The organism is Peptoniphilus sp. oral taxon 836 str. F0141, assembly GCF_000179335.1.
Lineage (GTDB): Bacteria > Bacillota > Clostridia > Tissierellales > Peptoniphilaceae > Peptoniphilus_A > Peptoniphilus_A lacrimalis.
The window spans coordinates 21,287-40,916 of sequence record NZ_AEAA01000144.1 but is presented as its reverse complement, the minus strand read 5'-3'; the positions used below and the strand labels follow the sequence as shown (position 1 = coordinate 40,916).

Annotated in this window: 14 protein-coding genes and 1 pseudogene; 9 read left to right on the top strand and 6 right to left on the bottom strand. The window is 30.8% G+C overall.

Going from position 1 to position 19,630, the window contains the following annotated elements; genetic code table 11:
* Positions 1-283 (top strand): annotated as a pseudogene (locus tag HMPREF9131_RS08095) (methionine--tRNA ligase subunit beta); the annotation flags it as partial.
* 177 nt (positions 284-460) lie between these two features.
* The gene (locus HMPREF9131_RS08090; RefSeq protein ID WP_009346353.1) at positions 461-1,093 is read left to right on the top strand and encodes an L-2-amino-thiazoline-4-carboxylic acid hydrolase; all 633 of its coding nucleotides are present in this window, start codon (positions 461-463) and stop codon (positions 1,091-1,093) included.
* Positions 1,094-1,193: 100 nt separating this feature from the next.
* Here the strand turns inward: HMPREF9131_RS08090 and HMPREF9131_RS08815 are convergent, their stop codons facing one another.
* The 3 genes from HMPREF9131_RS08815 to HMPREF9131_RS08080 are packed head-to-tail and all read right to left on the bottom strand — an operon-like array spanning position 1,194 to position 2,628.
* Positions 1,194-1,508, bottom strand: coding sequence for a hypothetical protein (locus HMPREF9131_RS08815; protein WP_009346389.1), 315 nt, complete (start codon positions 1,506-1,508; stop codon positions 1,194-1,196).
* Complete coding sequence (locus HMPREF9131_RS08085; protein WP_009346354.1) at positions 1,471-2,112, bottom strand: copper amine oxidase N-terminal domain-containing protein; 642 nt, start codon at positions 2,110-2,112, stop codon at positions 1,471-1,473. Before HMPREF9131_RS08085 ends, HMPREF9131_RS08815 begins: the two co-directional genes overlap by 38 nt.
* 9 nt (positions 2,113-2,121) lie before the next feature.
* A complete protein-coding gene (locus HMPREF9131_RS08080) occupies positions 2,122-2,628 on the bottom strand; it encodes a hypothetical protein (RefSeq protein WP_004824472.1) in 507 nt (168 codons plus the stop codon).
* Between the two features lie 132 nt (positions 2,629-2,760).
* On the opposite strand from HMPREF9131_RS08080, the gene HMPREF9131_RS08075 reads away from it, so the two are divergent.
* From HMPREF9131_RS08075 to HMPREF9131_RS08055, 5 genes are read left to right on the top strand one after another with little or no spacing between them, the layout of a single operon-like run.
* Positions 2,761-4,098: a CCA tRNA nucleotidyltransferase gene (locus tag HMPREF9131_RS08075; RefSeq protein WP_009346371.1), complete on the top strand. Its 1,338-nt coding sequence runs from the start codon at positions 2,761-2,763 to the stop codon at positions 4,096-4,098.
* Entirely contained in the window at positions 4,091-5,434 is a 1,344-nt protein-coding gene (gene glmM / locus HMPREF9131_RS08070; RefSeq protein WP_009346394.1) for a phosphoglucosamine mutase, read from the top strand. The genes HMPREF9131_RS08075 and glmM overlap by 8 nt, the downstream gene beginning before the upstream one ends.
* A gap of 8 nt (positions 5,435-5,442) precedes the next feature.
* On the top strand, positions 5,443-6,279 hold the full coding sequence (locus tag HMPREF9131_RS08065) for a DegV family protein (RefSeq protein ID WP_009346357.1): 837 nt from the start codon (positions 5,443-5,445) through the stop codon (positions 6,277-6,279).
* A gap of 8 nt (positions 6,280-6,287) precedes the next feature.
* Positions 6,288-7,436 carry a 5-bromo-4-chloroindolyl phosphate hydrolysis family protein gene (locus HMPREF9131_RS08060; RefSeq protein ID WP_009346384.1) on the top strand — a complete coding sequence of 383 codons (1,149 nt, stop codon included), beginning with the start codon at positions 6,288-6,290 and terminating at the stop codon, positions 7,434-7,436.
* Positions 7,420-8,541 (top strand): toxic anion resistance protein, encoded by a 1,122-nt coding sequence (locus tag HMPREF9131_RS08055; RefSeq protein WP_009346380.1) that lies wholly within the window; start codon positions 7,420-7,422, stop codon positions 8,539-8,541. The genes HMPREF9131_RS08060 and HMPREF9131_RS08055 overlap by 17 nt, the downstream gene beginning before the upstream one ends.
* 277 nt (positions 8,542-8,818) lie before the next feature.
* On the opposite strand, the gene HMPREF9131_RS08050 is transcribed toward HMPREF9131_RS08055, so the two are convergent.
* Complete coding sequence (locus tag HMPREF9131_RS08050) at positions 8,819-9,835, bottom strand: PTS transporter subunit IIC (protein ID WP_009346387.1); 1,017 nt, start codon at positions 9,833-9,835, stop codon at positions 8,819-8,821.
* A 318-nt stretch (positions 9,836-10,153) separates the two neighbouring features.
* On the opposite strand from HMPREF9131_RS08050, the gene HMPREF9131_RS08325 reads away from it, so the two are divergent.
* Together HMPREF9131_RS08325 and HMPREF9131_RS08040 are read left to right on the top strand one after the other, a co-directional pair.
* Positions 10,154-12,082 carry an acyl-CoA dehydrogenase family protein gene (locus HMPREF9131_RS08325; protein WP_009346369.1) on the top strand — a complete coding sequence of 643 codons (1,929 nt, stop codon included), beginning with the start codon at positions 10,154-10,156 and terminating at the stop codon, positions 12,080-12,082.
* Positions 12,083-12,091: 9 nt separating this feature from the next.
* Positions 12,092-13,345 (top strand): FprA family A-type flavoprotein, encoded by a 1,254-nt coding sequence (locus tag HMPREF9131_RS08040; RefSeq protein WP_009346395.1) that lies wholly within the window; start codon positions 12,092-12,094, stop codon positions 13,343-13,345.
* Positions 13,346-13,765: 420 nt separating this feature from the next.
* On the opposite strand, the gene HMPREF9131_RS08810 is transcribed toward HMPREF9131_RS08040, so the two are convergent.
* Together HMPREF9131_RS08810 and HMPREF9131_RS08025 are read right to left on the bottom strand one after the other, a co-directional pair.
* On the bottom strand, positions 13,766-14,152 hold the full coding sequence (locus HMPREF9131_RS08810) for a hypothetical protein (protein ID WP_009346379.1): 387 nt from the start codon (positions 14,150-14,152) through the stop codon (positions 13,766-13,768).
* 75 nt (positions 14,153-14,227) lie between these two features.
* Positions 14,228-19,489: an S-layer homology domain-containing protein gene (locus tag HMPREF9131_RS08025; protein ID WP_009346390.1), complete on the bottom strand. Its 5,262-nt coding sequence runs from the start codon at positions 19,487-19,489 to the stop codon at positions 14,228-14,230.
* Between the last annotated feature and the right edge of the window lie 141 nt (positions 19,490-19,630).

Genomic DNA, 19,630 nt, shown 5'->3' with positions numbered 1-19,630 from the left:
AAACTGCGAAGAAGTTCCAAAATCAAAAAAACTATTGAAATTTACATTAGATGATGGTAGTGGAAAAGAAAGGATTATTTTATCAGGAATAAAGAATTTTTATAATGCTGAAAAATTAGTAGGAAAGACACTTCTTGCCATCACAAACCTAGCCCCAAGACAAATGATGGGATTAGAATCTTGTGGTATGCTTTTATCAGCAGTATGTGAATATGAAGGTGAAGAGCTTTTAAATCTTATTATGCTTGATTCTAAGATACCAGCAGGTGCTAAAATATATTGATTTATAAGAATTTTTAAGTGAGACTAATTTTAAATTAGTCTCATTTTTAATAATATATATGTAATTTTTTAAAAATTGTAAAAAATAATTGTTATAAAATGAAAAAAGTAGATAGTTGATAATAATAACAAAATTATTAAAATTTACATATTGATATTAGGACAGTGGAGGTTATATATGAAATACAAAGCTATTTATTGGTTTATCCTTTCACCATTTATAAAATCATATTTGAATATACATTTTAGTAAAAGTCAAACTAAAGAATTTACTAAAAAAGCCAAAAGCTTTTATAAAGATTTGTTGGCAAAGGCTGATGACATTGGTGAAAAAAATCCCATGGCTAGTAATCTCTATTTTGCTTTATTGCTATTTTCATTCTTTTTGCCAAATAAAGCTAATATTTCACTAGATATGTTTAAAGATTTAATGAATTATGTTTTGAACCATCCATTTATTTTATTTTTCACTAAATGTGACCTTAATAATGATAAGACAATGAATATGATTAATAAAAAAATTAAAAAATCGGCTTTATGGGCAGAGAAAAATAAAGATAAGTATCCACAAACATGGGAATTTAATTTTTATGATAAGCCAAGAGAAGGCTGTGCTTATTATTTTACTAAGTGTCCTATTGCAAAGTTTTTTAAGGATAATAATTATGAAGAGTACACTGAGCTTTTTTGCAATTTAGATTATATCAAAATTGCTCCAAGTAATGGTATTCTTATAAGAGAGCATACTATTGCACAGGGTGATGATATTTGTGATTTTTGGATTTTGGGTAACAAGGCAAAAAAAGAGTAAATTTAAAATTTGTATAAAAAAAGACGCTCCTTAAATATGATTTAGCGAAAATATTAAGTAAATTACATATTTAATGGGAGCGTCCCTTTATATTAATTTTTTATTTACCAATTTGTTTCATAAGATTTTCTATTGTTTTATCAGCACCATCAGTATAGGCTTTGATATCTTCTCTTGCCTTATAATTTTCACCCTTAAGATTAGCATTATAGGCATCTTGAAGTTCAGTCATTTTTATTTGAAAATCTGTAAATAAATTAACTACTTTTTTTGCGACATCTTCATCTTTATTTATAATAGCTTCTTTTAAGTCGGGAAGCATTGTTAAGGCTCTTTCATTGGCTTCCATAGCTTTATTATAAGTATCTCTAAATTTATCAGAAACATTTATATTTTTTAAGCTCTGAAACTGCATCTGAAATTTCTTTGTTAGCCCTATTGTATTCTTTTTCTAAATCTTCTTTTGATAAAGTGCTAGCTTTTTCAAAGAATGATTTTTTTAAAGAAGTCATATTGTCTTCAATTATTTTTTGTTTACTTTGAAATTTATTTAAAAATTCTTTTTCGTCAGCACTTAAACCAGTTATTCCATCGGTGATGTTATCTTTTTGTGAGTTTATAATGACCTTTTTTTCTTTTCCATCCCAATTAACTTTAAGATTCATATTTTCTGCAACAAATCTCAGAGGCACATAGGTTCTGTCCTTTCTTATTAATGGGGCAACGTCATTTTTAATTTTTTCATTATTTACTGTGATATTTGTATCGCCAATTGTCATAAGGATTTGTCTATCATTATTTTTTATAGTAACAAGCTTCTTATCCTTATTCCAATCCACCTTATAATTCAAGGCTTCACCAATAAATCTGATGGGAACAAAAGTCCTATCTTTTTCTATAAAGGGTGCGGCATCAGTTTTAATAATTTTACCATCAATTTCTATTGAAGGTGCTTTTGCAAATACCGTAGTACTTATAAGTAGCAATGAAGCAAGAACTAAAGTTATTATTTTTTTCATATTTACCTCCTAATTACTTCCTGTTGTTACAAACTTTTCATTTAAATATATTAAATTGCTATCATTTTCATCTTTTATTTCAATAAAAGAATCATTTCCTCTAGTTGGTTCAATTTTTCCATTATCTCCATCCTTATAAAAAATTATATATTCTTTATTTGGGATTAGTGATTTTGGTAATTCAATTTCAACGTTTGACAAATCTCCTACATAATCTGTTAAGAAGTTTGATTCAAGACCATTTGTAGAGGAATTTTGTATTCTAACTCTTGAAATATAATTTGAGTTTTCAATCAGATTATCAACAAATTCCTTATCAAAAGCTGAGGTTATAGGAGTATTTGCTGATTCTTTAGAATCTTCACTTTCTTTGTTTGAGGATGCGTTGCTATTTACAACAACTTTATTGGTGGAGCTACCAATTTTAACATTTGAATCTTTACTTTCGTTTTTTTTGCCACAAGCACTCAAAAATAAAGATAAAGCCAAAACAGAGATTAATAATTTGCCTTTCATATAGACCTCCTTTTTTTCATTTTATCATATAAACCTCTTATTTTAAATACTTTTAAAATTTCTGATTTACTTGGGTGAAAACAGTAAATTATTTTATTTATCGTGTCTACATGATATAATAAAACTGTTATTATGGATAAGGATGTATTTGATTTATTAGAAAAATTAGATAATCATGGTTATAAGTCATATATTGTTGGAGGTTGTCTTAGAGATATACTTCTGGGAATAAGACCTAATGATTTTGATATAACGACAAATGCTAGACCGAGTCAAGTAAAAGAAGTGTTCAGAGAATATAAAATATTTGATTATGGCATAAAATACGGAACGATTACAGTAGAATATAGAGATAGATTGTATGAAATAACAACTTTTAGATCAGAAGGAACTTATAGTGATAACAGAAGACCTGATAGGGTTTTATTTTTAGATTCTATTGATGATGACTTAGCTAGACGAGATTTTACAATTAGTGCTATGGCAATGGATAAGTCTTATAATATCTATGACCCTTTCAATGGTATAAGGGATTTAAAAAATAAAATAATCAGAGCTTGTGGAGATGCTAACAAACGTATTGAAGAGGATGCATTAAGAATTTTAAGGGCAATAAGATTTGCCACTAGGTTTAAATTTTATCTTGACGAAGAATTATTTGATGCCATAAGCTTGAACAGAAATTTATTAAAAAACATAGCTAGGGAAAGAATTTTTAGTGAAATTTGTAAAATAATTACTTATGATAATCCTTCTTATGGATTTTTGCTAATGGAGGAAACAGGAATCCTTGATATATTATTTCCAAGTCTAAGAAAAACTGTCGGCTTTGATCAAAAAACTCCATGGCACGATAGAAATCTTTTTGATCATCTTCTGTGCGTAATGGATAATGTTCCTAATGATTTATCTTTAAGATTTGCTGCCATATTTCATGATATCGCTAAACCTCTAACTCTTAAAATAGATGGTGACGGCACAGGACATTTTTTAGGTCATGATGCACTAGGAGCTACAATGGCTGAAGATATTTTAAAATATTATAAGGCACCTAAGGCATTAATTGAAAAAGTTTCTATTTTAATTAAGGAACATATGAAAGTTCAAGAAGTAATGACAGATAAAGCACTAAGACGACAGATTAAAAGAGTAGGAAGAGAAAATATTTTAGACCTATACGAACTCTTATATGCAGATTGTGTATGCACAAGATATGATCAAGATGGAAGCTTTATTTTAAATAGAAAAAAAAGAATAGAGGAACTTTTAGATGAAAAAGAAATGAAAAAAGAAAAGTTTCTCGAAATTAATGGATATGATTTAATTGAACTTGGTTTTCATGGAAAAATAATAGGTCAAATTTTAAAATATGCTGAAAATTTAGTCCTCAGCGATACAAGTTTAAATAAAAAAGAAATACTTTTAGAAAAGATTAAAAATAATTTTATAAGCGGTGATAGAAATGGGTAAACTTTTTGGTACAGATGGTGTTAGAGGTATAGCAAATAAATTCCTCTCTCCTGATTTATGTTTTGAGTTGGGAAGATCAGCCGGATTTGTTCTTTCAAAAGAAAAAAAAGGTAAAGTTATTGTAGGTAGAGATACAAGATATTCAGGAGATTTGATAGAATCATCCTTAGTAGCAGGACTTTTAAGTATAGGATTTGATGTTGATATTGCAGGAGTTATTCCAACTCCTGGTATTGCATATTTAACTAAAACTTATGATTATTTATTGGGAGTAGAAATTTCAGCATCTCACAATCCCTATGAATACAATGGTATAAAATTTTTCTCCAGCCAAGGTTTTAAACTTCCTGATGAAGTGGAAAATGAAATTGAATCTATTATTTTAGATGATATAAAACTTTATAAAGATTTAACTGGTGATAAAATTGGTAGAATTAATAGGAGCGATAAATTTGTAAGCATATACAAAAATTATTTAAAGAATTTAGTCAAAATGGATTTAAAGGGCAAAAAAATTGCTCTTGATATAGGTAACGGTGCTCTTTATGATATAGCTAAAGAAGTTTTAGAATCTTATGGGGCAGAGGTAATTGTTATTAACGACAAACCCAATGGTAAAAATATTAATGATAATTGTGGTTCAACCAATCCGAACCTCATAAAAGAATTAGTAATAAAAGAAAAAGCTCTAATGGGTATGTCCTTTGATGGAGATGCAGATAGGATAATTGCAGTTGATGAAAAGGGAAGCATTGTTGATGGTGATCATATATTAGCCATATGTGCTAGCTATTTAAAAGAAAAAAACAAGTTAAAAAATAATGCTTGTGTCGGTACAATTATGTCTAATATGGGACTTGAAAAATATTTAAAATCAATAGGTGTAAATTTTGTCGCAACTAAAGTTGGCGACCGATATATCATTGAAGAAATGCGTAAAAGTGATTATATAGTTGGAGCTGAACAATCAGGTCATGTTATATTTTTAGAACACAATACAACAGGAGATGGTCTTGCAACAGGTATCAATCTTTTAAATATTATGGAAGATACTGGTAAAAAACTTTCCACTTTAAATGAACTTATGACATCTTACCCACAAGTTCTAGAAAATGCAAAAGTTCCAGACGAATTTAAGAGAAAAGTTTTAGAAGTTCCTGAAATTAAAGAAAAAATTAATAAAATTGAGGAAAAATATAAAGGTAATGGTAGAATAGTAATAAGACCATCAGGCACAGAACCTTTGGTTCGTGTTATGATAGAAGGTGAAGATATAGTTTCTATAGGAAAAGATGCTATAGAATTAAAAAATTTTATTGAAGAGAAACTTAATTAGGAGTAAATATGTTTAAGATAATAAGTGATTCAAGCTGTGATTTAACAAAAGAAGAAATTAATGACCTCGATGTTTCTTATGTACCATTTAAGATAACAATAGATGGAAAAGAATTTATTGACGATTATGATTTTAATTTGAATGATTTTCTTACTGATATGGAAAATACAAAAAAACCGATTACTACATCCTGTCCGTCACCTTTTGATTATATGGAAGAGATAGAAAAAAATAAGGATAGGGATATATATCTTGTAACAATTTCTTCAAAACTTTCCGGTTCATTCAATGCTGCTCAGGTTGCTGCAAAAGGGGCTAAGGAAAAATATCCTGATATTAATATTGGACTTATTGATTCAAAATCAGCATCTGCTGGACAAACTAGAGTTGTCTTAAAATTGCTTGAATATTTGAAAGAGAATAATTCTTTTGAAGAAACAATGGATAAAATCATAAAATATATTGATTCGCAAATTACAATGTTTGTTTTGGAATCAATGCAAAATTTAATAAAAAATGGGAGAATTAAAAAGTCAGCTGGCTTAATAGCAAATGTTTTAAATATCAGACCCATTATGATGTCAAATGATGGCGAAATTGAGCTTTATGAAATGAACAGGGGAATGAAAAAATCCCTCGATAAGCTGATGATAGCAATAGGAAAGTTGAATAAAAATAAAGAAAATGGAGTTTTATCTATTTCCCATGTAAATGCAAAAGAAAGGGCGGAAAGCTTTGCTCAAAAAGCCAAGGAACTTTATAATTTTAAGGATATAGTTGTACGTCAAACAAACGGATTATCAGCTGGCTATGCAGATATTGGAGGAATTGTAATAGCTTTTTAAGGAGATTTATGGCAAAAAATAATAATCACAATAATAATCACATAGAAGATTTTGAAAACTTAATAGACCATGCTATAAAAGAAGAAAATTTTAAAGAAATCAATGAATTTATATCACAAAGCTTAAATTCGGCTGTAAATATAACTAAATCATCTATCAACAAGCTTTTTAATAAGACCAATGATAACAGACCATATAGAGTTTGTGAGGATGATAATATTATAAACCAAAAGCCTAAAGCTGAAAAAAAAGTTCGTGCTTGGTCAAATTTAGCAAAACTATCCTTAATTTTTCATGGTATTGGAGCAATTGCAATGTTAATAGATGGAGTATCTAGATTTTATTTAGATTCATTAATGGTTTTTGCTTTATATTTTGTACCAGCTATTATATTTTCTTTATATATTTTGTATAGAACAGATAAATTAAAAAAGCAAATTATAAGATTTAGAAAATATAAACGAGAAATAGGAAACAATACAGTTATACCTGTAATGGATCTTGCTGTAGCTACATCTAAGGCAAAAGACTTTACTATAAATGATTTATTAGATTTAATAGATAAGGATTTCTTTAGACAAGCTAGAATTGTTGAAAATGGAGAATTGTTGATTCTCGATTCAAAAACTTACAAATTATATAAAAAAGAAAAACTTAATAATTTTAATGAAGAAAATGAAGATCTAAAAGTTAATGATTTTAAAGCATCAGATAGGGAAGAAATACTTTCAAAAGCAAAAATTCAAATAACAAAGTTAGCAAATTCTGTAGATGCTTTAAAAGAGCCTATGAAATTTAAGATAACAAAACTTCTAGGAACTTTAAGAAGGATATTTTCCATCGTTAAAGAAAATGATGTTGATTTAAAAGATCTTTCAAAGTTCATTGATTATTATTTACCAACAACAACTAAACTTGTAGAAACTTATAAAGAGATGCAGGATTCACCGACACAATCAGTTGAAGTTTCCCTAAAAGAAATTGACAAAACAATGGATATTATTAACGAAGCTTTTTTAAAGCTTTTAGATAATATGTATGAAGATAAAGTGATTGATATATCCTCAGATATTTCTGTTTTAAAAACTATGTTGAAACAGGAAGGTCTACTCGATGATGATTTTATGTTAGGAGGAAATAATGCAAAGAGAAATTAAGCTATCCTTAGATGGTTTAGAAAATAATGAAGAAGATAAGCTTGAAATAATACCGGAAAAGGAAGTAGCAAAAAGAAAAGTGAATTTAAGTCCTGAAGAAGCAAAACAAGTTGAAGAATTTGCAAAACAAATTGATATTTCAGACTCCAATTTAGTTTTACAATATGGTGCAGGAGCTCAAAAAAAGATTGCTAATTTTTCTGAAAAAACTTTAGATTCTGTAAAAACTAAGGATTTAGGAGAGATTGGAGAACTCTTAGGAAATGTTGTTACTGAGCTTAAAAATTTTGAAATTGATGAAGAGGATAATAAATTAGTATCTTTTTTTAAAAAACAAGTTAATAAAGCTAATTCAATAAGAGTAAAATATGATAATGCTGAAAAAAATGTAGATAACATTATTAAAGCTTTGGAAAATCATCAAATGATTCTTATGAAAGATATTGCAACCTTGGACCAAATGTATGATTTGAACGAATCATATTACAAGGAACTTTCAATGTATATATTGGCTGGTAAGAAAAAACTTGAAGAAGCTAGAGAGCTTGAACTTCCGAAATTGCAAAAAGAAGCACAAAATTCTAACCTACCCATAGATGCACAAAAAGCTAATGACTATGTTAATTTAATTAATAGATTTGAAAAGAAACTTCATGATCTTGATTTAACAAGAATGGTTTCAATACAAATGGCACCCCAAATAAGGATGGTTCAATCTTCAAACACTATAATGGTCGAAAAAATTCAATCTATTATGGTTAATACAATTCCCCTATGGAAATCACAAATGGTTATAGCTATGGGAGCTAATCACTCTAAAGAAGCTGCTAAGACTACAAAAGAAGTAACCGATCTGACAAATAAACTATTAAGAAAAAATGCACAGAGCCTAAATCAACAATCCATCGAAACGGCAAATCTTTCCGAGCGAGGAATAGTTGATATTGAAACAATAAAATACACAAATGATCAGTTAATTTCAGCCTTAACAGAAGTGAGAAAAATTCAAGAACAAGGACACGAGAGAAGAATTCAAGCAGAAGAAGAACTTGCAAAAATTGAAGAAAATTTAAAAAGTTCATTGAGAGAAATAGCTAAAAAGTAAGACTTTTGTCTTGCTTTTTTTGATTCAAACATTAGATTTACTTAAATCGCACTTTATGACTAAATTCTGATTTTTTATATAATTCATGAGGCATAACTAAAATTAAAGTCTTATCTTTTTATTGATATATTTTTGTTTTTTTACGTGGATACAATAAAAAGCGAAGTCTTTAATAAAGATATGTAAGTTAAATAAATAAAAAACTAAATAAATATCACTTGATATGATAAATAAAAGCTGTAGCAGATTAATTTCCACTACAGCTTATTTAATTATATTAAAGTTCTAATTTTAAATCTCCTTCTTTTATCCAGTTAATTTTTCTTAATGGTATATATATTATATAAGAAACTAAAGCTGGCAATAAAATGTGAAGTAATATTATTAAGAATAATAAATTAAAAAAGGGAACTTCAGGCATGGAAGTGAAAGTTGCAATTTGACCAACAAGTCCACAAGTACCCATACCTGCACCTATTGGAATATTTGTCATTTTAAATACAACAGTGGCTAAAGGTCCCAAAATGGCAGAGGCTAAAGTTGGTGGAATTGCAATTTTTGGATTTCTCACTATGTTAGGCATTTGTAACATACTAGTGCCTAAACCTTGAGCTACAAGCCCTTCAAAGCCGTTATCCCTGAATGATATTACTGCAAACCCAATCATTTGACAACAACAGCCAATTGTTGCGGCACCACCAGCAAGACCTGAAAGTGATAACATCATGCAAAGTGCGGCTGATGAAATTGGTAATGTTAAAACAATACCAACTATAACAGAAACCACAATACCCATAATAAAGGGTTGTTGTTCAGTAGCAATCATTATTATATTTCCAATACCTGTCATTATTGCATTTATTGTCGGACCAATTAAATTCGCTAGGAAAACACCAACAAGAACTGTTACGACTGGAGTAATAACAATATCAATTTTTGTTTCTTTTGATACAATTTTACCAAATTCAACAGCAAATAAAGTTGCTATGTAAACTCCCATTGGTCCACCCAACTCATTACCTGCGATTCCGACAATGGTAGAAGCAAAAATAACGAGGTTTGGAGCTCCAAGAGCATAAGCTATTGAAACTGCAATAGCAGGGCCTGTTGCTTCTTTAGCTAAAGGCCAAATAGTTTCTGATAAAAATTTAATATTTAGTGAAGTGCCGATGGAATTAAGAATAGTTCCAACTAAAAGAGTAGCAAATAGACCAAAGGCCATAGCACCCAAGGCATCCACGAAATATGTCTTTGGAGAAAGTGAAACATTCTTTCTCCTTAGAAAGGATATCATAATTTTTCTACCTCCTATATTTAAATACACGTTTACAATTATATCACTTAATAAGTAATAAGTTAAATATTATTAATTTTTTTATTAAAATTTAATTTGTAAAAATAATTATTTATAAAGAAATATTATGGGTATAAGAATTCTTGAAAGACAATATTTTTTAATTTTAGGTCTTTATAAAATATTATTTAGATAATGTAAAAAAACTTTGACGAATGATGTTAGTTGTGGTATATTATGCACATAGTATACCGAGCTGGTATAGTTTATTTTTTAAAATGATATTTTTCAAACATTTTAATTTTAAGGAGGCAAATAATGTATAAGACAACAGATGAACATGAAGCCCTTCGTAAATCTATTAGAGAATTTGCTGAAGCGGAAATTAAGCCTAATGCCTTTGCAATGGATCAAGCAAATGAATTTCCTGATGAAATTGTAAAGAAAATGGGTGAAAACGGTTGGATGGGTATTCCTTACAGCAAAGAGTATGGTGGTGCAGGTCTTGATGCAATTTCCTATGCAATAGCTGTAGAAGAGTTATCAAGAGTAGATGCTGGATGTGGGGTTATCCTTTCTGCACATACTTCATTAGGATCTTATCCAATAGAAGCTTTTGGTACTGAAGAACAAAAGAAAAAATATTTAGTACCTCTTGCTAAAGGTGAAAAATTGGGTGCTTTTGGTTTGACTGAACCAAATGCAGGTAGTGATGCAGGTGGGACTGAAACAACTGCTGAACTTGATGGAGATTATTACATTTTAAATGGTGGAAAAATCTTTATCACAAATGCTCCTAAGGCAGATTTCTATGTAGTTTTCGCTGTAACTACACCAGGAATTGGAACTCATGGAATTTCTGCTTTTATTGTAGAAAAAGGATGGGACGGATTTACATTTGGAGACCATTATGACAAAATGGGTATAAGGTCATCTTCTACTGCTGAACTTACTTTTAATAAGGTTAAAGTTCCTAAAGAAAACTTACTTGGTCAAGAAGGTCAAGGATTCAGAATTGCTATGCAAACTCTTGATGGTGGTAGAATAGGTATCGCTTCTCAAGCTTTAGGTATTGCACAAGGTGCTTATGAAGCAGCACTTAAATATGCTAAGGAAAGAATCCAATTTGGTAGACCTATAGCTCAACAACAAGCAGTCGCATTTAAGATTGCAGATATGGCTACTAAAATTCGTGCAGCTAGACTATTGATTTATTCTGCTGCTGAAATGAAAACAAATCATGAAAAATATTCTATGGAAGCTGCTATGGCTAAGACTTATGCCTCTGAAACTGCACTATTCTGTGCAAATGAAGCACTACAAATTCACGGTGGTTCAGGCTATATGAAGGGCATGGAAGTTGAAAGATTCTATAGAGATGCAAAGATTACAACTATATATGAAGGTACAAGTGAAGTTCAAAGAGTAGTAGTTGCTAATAATATCATCGGGAAAACAAAGAGAAAAAAGGGTAAAGCTGCAGTAATTCAAAAATCACAAGAACCAATTACAGGTGTTAGAAAAAGAGAAATAATTACTGCAGATTCAGCAAAAGAAGCGGTTGATATTTTAGTACAAAATCTTAAGAAAGATGGTTATGATTTTTCAGTTGGTATTCCAATGGATACACCAATTTATGATGCTGAAAGAGTTGTTTCAATCGGTAAAGGAATAGGTTCTAAGGAAAATCTTCCAATGGCTGAACAATTAGCTAAAGCTGCCGGTGCTGCTATAGGTTGTTCAAGACCAACTGCAGAAGCATTGAAAATTTTACCACTTGAAAGATATGTTGGTATGTCTGGACAAAAATTTAATGGTAACTTATATATTGCATGTGGTATTTCAGGTGCTATTCAACACTTAAAAGGTATCAAAAATGCATCAACTATTGTTGCTATTAATACTAATGCAGGTGCTCCAATATTTAAGAATTGTGACTACGGTATCGTTGGAGATATGTTTGAAATTATGCCTCTATTAACTGAAGCTTTAGGAACAGAAGATAAAAAGGAAGCTCCACCAATGAAAAAAGTTAGAAGGTCTAAACCGAGAAAACTTGCACCAAACTATTCAGTAATGGTTTGTCCAGGTTGTGGATATGAATATGATCCTGATCTTGGTGACCCAAATGGTGAAATTGATCCTGGTACTGAATTTGAAAGACTTCCAGATGATTGGTCTTGCCCAGATTGCCTAGAACCTAAAGAAAACTTTATAGAAGCTGAATTTACTGAAGATAGAAAGTAAGGAGGAGTTATGTTTACTGTAAGAAAAGTTGTAGATGATTTATATTATGTAGGCGGAAGCGACAGAAGACTTGAACTTTTTGAAAATTTATTCCCGATTCCTAGAGGAATTGCTTATAATTCCTACCTATTGTTAGACGAAAAAACAGTGCTTTTAGATGCAGTTGACTGGTCTATAGCACGTCAATATATCGATAATGTTGTAAGAGTATTAGATGGTCGTCCACTAGATTATCTAGTAATACACCATATGGAACCTGACCACTGCGGAACTATTGATGAAATGATTTTAAGATATCCTAATCTAAAGATTATCTCTTCTGAACAAGGTTTCCAAATTATGAGACAAATCGGTTACCACGTAAAGGAAGAAAATTGTATAGTTGTTGAAGAAGGCGACACAATTTCCTTTGGTAGACACGAATTGTTCTTTATAGAAGCACCTATGGTTCACTGGCCAGAAGTAATTATGTCACTTGATACAACAAACGGAGTGTTATTCTCAGCCGATGCTTTTGGTTCATTTGGAGCATTAGACGGACAAATATTTGCTGATGAAGTTGACTTTGAAAGAGATTGGCTTGATGACGCAAGAAGATATTTAACAAATATTGTTGGCAAATATGGTCCTTTCATAACAAATGTTTTGAAAAAAGCTTCAACTGTTGATATTAAAGTTATTTGTCCACTTCACGGTCTAGTATGGAGAAAAGATTTGGGATGGTTCATCAACAAATATGCAACATGGGCATCATATACTCCTGAAGTTGAAGGTGTACTAATCTGTTATGGTTCAATGTATGGAAATACCGAATTTGCTGCTCAATCTTTAGCTACAGCACTTTGTGAAAAAGGAATGACTAATGTTAAGTGCTATGATGTTTCAAAAACTCACTATTCTTATTTAATAAGTGAAGCATTCAAATATTCTCATATTGTTTTGGCTAGTCCAACTTATAACTTGGGAATTTACCCTAACATGAAGAATTTTATAATGGATATGGCTGCCTTAAACTTACAAAATAGAACCGTTGGTATAATTGAAAATGGTTCTTGGGCTTGTACTGTTGGAGATAAACTTGAAGAATTCCTTGATGAAAATTGCAAGTTGATGGATGTTCTTCCAGAAAGAATTACTCTTAACACTTCATTAAATGCCGTTCAATTAAATGATATTGATACTATGGCTAATGCTATCTTAGAATCAATGAAAAATTTAAGAGAACTCCATGCAAAACTTGAACAAGGTAAAGGGGAAAAATAAAAAATAAGATTAATTTTTAATAGAAAAATTATAATTTGATGGTTATAAGTTAAGGTCAACAATGGATGAAAGCGTATTGGAAAAAACTTTTAAGAACACTCTATATATCTTTGGTGGTAACAATAATCATCGCAAATCTTTCTATGTGATAATTATTACATGTAACTTAACCAAGATAAATTTAGAAAAAAGAGAATTTTTTGCAAGGGTGATTTTCCATAAAAAGCTTAAAATTTATAAGGTTCAAGATTTAAAAGAACTAGAATAAAAATATTTAAAAATTTTTGCTGATTTAAGTAAAGATGGAAATTTAGCTTTTGTTAAACCTTATCAAAAACTATTAAAAATTTTAGTTTTGAATAAATAAAAATAAAGGGGGCTTATAAATTGAGCCTCCTTTATTTTTTAGCATATTAAATTTTACCTAAGCACTCTTTCGAATTTTTTTTGCTTGATTTCAAAATCATTAGTATCAATATTAAATGAGTTTTTGCTATCCTTATTCGCGTGTGCCTTTATAGCATTGCCTTGGTACAAGAAAGTATTGCTTGCACAAATAATATCAGCATAAGACCACATATTTTCATTGACATCTTTGAAGTTTATTAGGTTCTTACTATTCTTTGCAATGTAGTCCTTATCAACAAATCTTTTAAAGGCCTTGTTAGAAATAGATACAACTTCTTCTCTTGTTATAAATTTATCACCCTCATACTTAACCTTTCCTTCTTCATAAATCTCTAGCCAGCCTTCCTTGTATGCGGCTTCCACATCACTAATTGCCCAGTGTCCAGTCTTTAAATTCATATGGTTGCCATTTGAATTTCCAAGTTCTTGAAATCTCTTTAGAGTTGAAATCCATTCATTTCTTGTAATCTTATTTTATGGTTTGAAATTTCCATCATTATAACCTGAAAATACTTTTGCTTGGCTTACAATTTTAATAGCTTTGGTGTACCAAGCTTCTCCAATGTCCTTATAAGAAATTTTGAAATCATTATGGTACTTGTAGCCATCTTCAATTAAGACATTGGCAAGTATTTGTGCAGCTTCTGCACGAGTAAGACCATCCTTAGGTCTAAAATTACCATTGAAACCTTGAATATATCCAACTTCTTTGAAATAAGAATTATCTGTAGGTTTTTTTTCGACTTTATTTTGAAAATTTGCTTCTTTATTTACTTCTGCATATTTTTGATTATTAAAACTATCCGCAATAACAGAGTATCCAAAATTATTATCTTTATCAATCACAGGATGATTAGGATCATTATCTTTTGGAATAAATTGAATTTCTGGTTCTAAATCTTCTGGATAATTTGGCTTGTCATCACCAGGAGTTAGTGGAAAGTCAGGTTCTGAATCATCTGAGTCTTCAGGTTTTTGTCTATTTGAGGGATTTGGTTTATTATCATCTGATTCATTTGGCTTTGGTTTATCACTTGGCTTATCAGGTTGTTCCGGTAATTCTGGTTTTTCTTTTGTTCCTGGATTTTCTGGTTTATCCGGTGTATCTGGAATAGATGGAATATCTGGCACTATAGGTTTGTCCGGTGTAAGTGGATTTTCTATTTTATTTTTCTTTTTAGGCTTTTGGTCATCAAACTGAGCAGTAATAGTTGTGTCTTTTGTAAATTTATGACGTTTATTAAAATCAAAATCTTCACCAGCTTGGCTATCACTTAACCACTTAACTAATTTAGGTTCTTCTTCGCTATTATTTATGCCAATTTCAGAAATATTAACCCAAGCATTTGGATTTACATAGTAAATTTTACTAACTTTATTATTTGCCTTTCCCGTTGGATCAACTGTGACTTTTACATAGTTGATATTATTTAGGTAATTTTTTTCAGCCTCAGTTAAAAATAATGGCTTTTCTCCTGATGTATTTGCTTCATAAACATTTTTGTAAACCTTAATTGGTATTTCAAGTACTTTTTTATCTTCGCTAGTACCAAATTGCACCAATGCCCTAATCTTTACTGTACGGACAAGTTCATCCTTATCAGATGTATTTTTTTCGCTGCAGAGGTTAAAAAGTTTTTCATCACTTAAGCTAGTTCCATTTTCATCTACAAACTCTACATTTGCAATAGTTCCACTATCTTTTCCTGACCAAGTAACAAGACTCATAATATCAGAAATTTTCGGTGCAAAGCTATTAGTCCATTTACTGTTAGGATCCATAAAGGATTCTGTTGTAGTTAGACTATTTGCATCAATTTCAGACCAATCAAATTTTGCAGTAAATGTGTAATTTTCATCAATTGGTGTATTCTTGTCTAATAGGGGAGAGTCCCATTTGATAAATTCTCTTCCAAGGTCTGGTCTTATATGGTGCTTATCAGATATATCTTCACCATCTTTTAATAAGTCAGGCACTGATAATAGACCAAATTTAAGACCCTTTATAACGTCGTAATTAATTTCCTTAATTTCTTTACCTTGAACATCCTTACCGAAACAACCTCCATCAGAAGCCTTAAATATTACTCTTACATATCCATCTGGTACAGGGTCATTAGGATTTTGACATTCAATTACACGAGCATCTTGGTAGTAGAAGTTGATTTCATCGGAACCACTTCCATTAATACCTAAGAGTTTATTTGTATTTTCGTCAATATCATAAAAAAGTTCTTTCTGTGGCTTTTCATCCTTTGCCAAAACCCAACCTGGTATAGGTCTGTAATTTCTGACATCAAAATCACGGCATGGGCTAATAACTTTTTCTTGTCCAATGATGCTATTTTCTCTAATAAGCCTTTCTTTTTGACTTGGTTCTGTAGCTGTATCAATATCTTTTTTTGCCCTTACATCAACATAATTAACCTTATATTTACGCGTCTTATATCTTCTGTAGAAAAATTTAAAAATATTATTTTCAAATTTTGGATTTTTACTTGATATGCCAGTTTTTTGATCAACAATATTTTCAGGTTCTACACGGAAAGTTTGGAAGTAGGTGTTGTTGAATTTAACCCTATCGTTATAATCCTTATATTCCTTGTAAATATCAGAATTGCTATGTTGCATAAACTCTTCATCAGTTGCTAAAATCCATTCTTCGTTTTGTTGGTCACCTATTGTTGCTGCTAAATAGTTGACACGCTTGTTTTCAAGCTCTTCCTCTAAAGGATTTCTCAAAATAGACTTATCAAGATTAAAATCTTCATCTAAGAAATAATGTTTAATCTTCACATCAACGGTGTCAGTTGGCAGCCAAATGGCTCTTAAATAAATTGGACTTACAACATCATTTCCAAAGGCATAGAGTTCAGGAGCTCCTGAAATATTACGGTATTTTTTGCTGTAATCTTTGTCCAAAACATCAGTATAATTACCGTCATGATCTTTTTTATAACGGATAAGTTCCCAACCTCGAAATTCATATCCCTTTCGTCTTGGCTTTTCTGGCAATCTTAATTTTTGATGTTGGACTACTGTAAATACTTCTTTGTCGCCATCTTTTTCTCCACCTAAGGGATAAGTTACTTCTTTTTCCTGTCCAATATCGCCCTCTTTAATTGTTTTTTTCTCAAGGCTTAGATTATCTGTGTCGATATTTGGTAAGGTACCACCATTAGCATCAAAGGTAACTTTCCATTTGTAATCAGGTTCGCCCCATTGAGCATATAAGACTAAATTTCTCGCTGGCATGGTTTCATTGTTTTTCCATATAAGCTTTTGTCCTTTAGTATCCAATGCCCAACCTTTAAATTCCCATTGCTCAGGGATTCCTTTTGGTTTTTCAGGCTTATGAACTTTATCGAGATTCAATTTCTTTAGAGGGTATTGGTAGTAAACCTTAATTTTATCCTTATCTTTATAGGCTGCATCATCCTTTTCTTTTGATGGGTCATTGTTAAGTTTTATTTCATACTTATTTCTTGAGTATTCAAAGGCTATATAACCATTTTCATCGAAATCTTCACTTTCGTCACCACTATCACCGTTTTCATCATCCTCTAGGTCCTCAATAGGCTTCTTTGGATCTTCCTTCTCATCTTCATTTAGCGAGTTTATTTTAGGAAAGGCCCACATAAAATACATCTTGCCCTTTTGTCTTTTCTTACCATTGAATCTGTAGTAAACCTTAGGAAATGACGTTTTTTCATTTCTTTCTTCATTCTTGTCATCTTGCAGGTCAGGTTCATCGAATCTTTCAGCTTTCTTTTTCCCCTTGCCCCTAAAACCTTGAAGGTCTGGCGGTGTAAAATCATAATCGCTATTATTTGTATCAGACTTTACCATATAGAGGTCATAGTCATAGTTTTGTTGACCTTCTTCAAAACCGTCCAGCAAAAAGTCAACGTGAATTGGAAAAACTTGATAATGTTGGTCAATGCCAAAGGCTATATCAAAGGGACCAGCTTTTTTTGCAGGCACTCCTTGACCCATAGGAATTTCCTTTGCTAATCCATTTTTACTAAGATCTGGGTAATCCACAAATTCGTTGGCAGTGAGCCTATAAGGAGGGGTATCACGATAGTTTCGTTTATTTACATCTTGCAAGATAGACCATCCTAAAGAGTTGTAGCCATCTTTAAAACCACTGACTTCCAAGATATCATTGGGCCACATGCCCACAAGGCTTTGGTTAAAGCGAGCCTTAAAGTGATAAGGAGCTCCCGGTTTTCCCAGCACTTCTCCATTTCTTGTAAGTGTCGGATAAAAACTGTCCTGAAATGAACCTTTAGTAAACCAAAGATTGTAGACTTGCCTGTCATAGTAGATGTTATAAACAGTTTCTCCTGTAGCAGACACTTCCTTTACAAGGCTAGGATTCTTTAAATCGACATTCTCTTTATTGGTAAGTTCTTTATTGTAGACAAAAAACTTATTAAGGTAGGGGATTTCCATTTTTTCTGTGTTTTTCGGATCATTGACCTTTACTTTTTCTCCGTCGTAAATCCTTTTTAATCTAGCACTATCCAAATCTGTAAACTCTACGCCTTTTACAGGTTCTTTTTCGAGTTCTGGACGCATACCTACTAACTGATCCTTATATACATGGGTTCCCACAAAGTCATACCTATCCAAAAGCTTAGCATTTTTTGGGTAATCCGACTTTTCTGCCCAAAATAAAACAGTATAGTCTGCTTGTTTTTTTCTTTCCCAAACTGCAATAAAGGTTACTTTTTCAGCAGGCATCTCTAAATTGAGGTCTAGATTTAAACTTGGATTACCTGATGAATCCTTTATAATTTCATCTTTTTTGAAAATAGTATCTACGCCATTTATATTTCTCTTTAAATCAACAGAAGGCTTCCATCCTTTGAGAATCATTCCAGCCTTAGTTGGAATATCCCCATCAGCAATCTTTGGAATTTTTTGTTCATAATATAGGCTTCTTGCAGGTATTGGTGTACCATCACCACAGTCGAACACAAGATCAAAGTATGCACGATTGTAACGATACTCCAATTCAAAATCGTCTGTATCTTCAGGAACTTGTGTCATAATAAAGTCTGTCTCTGGTTCAAATCCAATTGTATGTTCCTTATCCAAAGGTTGAACCCTCATTATAGAACCTGTGTCACCAGTTTGTTCTCCTATAAAATAATTTTCTTTACCATCTTTGTCTCCATATTTATTAAAATCTTTTAATTGTTGGAATAAATGCTTAACTTTAACTTTTGATTTTTTAGCCTTGTATTCAAAGTCTTGTTCCGCTTGGTGATTATTCACATCATCTTTTTTTATTGTGGTTCCTTTTTCTGCTTTACTTTTTATTTCATCATAACTAATTGAAAATGTATCTTGCGGTTTTATATAACCTTTAAGATCAGGTAGTTTAATTTCTTTATTTACCTTAGCCTTATCTTCTTCGCTTATATCTGCACCAACACTTGCAACATAAGGCTGGTAATTTTTCTTATATTTATCGTCCTTTTGTACCTTATAATTTGTGCGATAGGTGTAAATGTCAGGTTGACCTTTTTCTATTAATAAGTCTGCTGCCTTTTGATTATCCTTAAGTTTATAAGGTGTAACAGCTAAAGTATTAATAGGATCACTTTTATTTGATAGTAGAATTAAATCTGCACTATATGCAAAAGCTTGCAAGGGAATAGTTAAAACCATAAATGCTGATAGTAAAAGTGTTGCAGTTCTTTTTAAATAATTTTTCAAATTCAATTCATCTCCTTAAATATTTTATTGATATAAACAGTCCTATATACAAAATGTATTGCATACAAAATGTATAAGAAATTTTTTAAAGCAATATTATACAATAATTATTTTATTTTAGAAACTATAAATTTAAAATTTTATTAA